General features: G+C 52.4%; 1 tRNA gene and 1 rRNA gene. Both read left to right on the top strand.

The features are described from left to right. The first annotated feature begins 5 nt into the window (after positions 1–5). Positions 6–81, top strand: a tRNA-Ala gene (locus AC0L2B_RS00165). A gap of 416 nt (positions 82–497) precedes the next feature. Next, positions 498–803 (top strand): 23S ribosomal RNA (locus AC0L2B_RS00160); the annotation flags it as partial.

Here is an 803-nt window from a genome sequence, read left to right as displayed (position 1 = left end):
TATCAGGGGCCGTAGCTCAGCTGGGAGAGCGCCTGCTTTGCAAGCAGGATGTCGTCGGTTCGATCCCGTCCGGCTCCACCACTTCGCGCAATCCGCAAGGATTGTCGCTTCTTCTCCGGAAGAAAGGGTGTCGAGTAGAGATGGATCGGGCTGAGGAAAAAGTCATTCGTTAAAAAGATTTGCGGCGAGCGTCTAGCTCTCCGCCTGTTCTGTTTGACATCGTAAAGAGAAGATTTGTTCGAACTTCATAGCCCGCAAGGGGTGTGATTTGTCGCGGGAGACGCTCAATCTCCCGCATATGATGGGTTTGCCTAACCGCACCCTCGAACCGATCTCGAGAAGCTGGTCTTTTTGTGCCAATTCCATTGAAGCTAGATCCTGCACAGGATCTGGTTCGAGCGACGATCTTTTGGATCGCGCTGAGGCGAGGATCCTTCGGGATTTAGCTGAAGCGACGATCCCTTCGGGATCGCGCGGTGGGTATTGGCAATGAGAACGATCAAGTGTCTTAAGGGCAATTGGTGGATGCCTTGGCATGCACAGGCGATGAAGGACGTGATACGCTGCGATAAGCTACGGGGAGGTGCGAATACCCTTTGATCCGTAGATTTCCGAATGGGGAAACCCACCTAAGGTGCTTGGAAAATCAGAGCAGCAGGGTAATTGGCGCGAGGTCCCAAAAGGATTGAGCGTTAAGCGACGATCTCTTTGAGATCGCGCAGACTTGCTGCTGTGGTTTCCAAGTATCTGTTATAGGTAACTTATCCTGAATACATAGGGATAAAGTGGCGAACGCGGGGAAC

This window comes from Mesorhizobium sp. WSM4815 (assembly GCF_055811575.1).
Note: the sequence above shows the minus strand (reverse complement) of the source record. Positions and strands in the feature narration are given on the sequence as shown.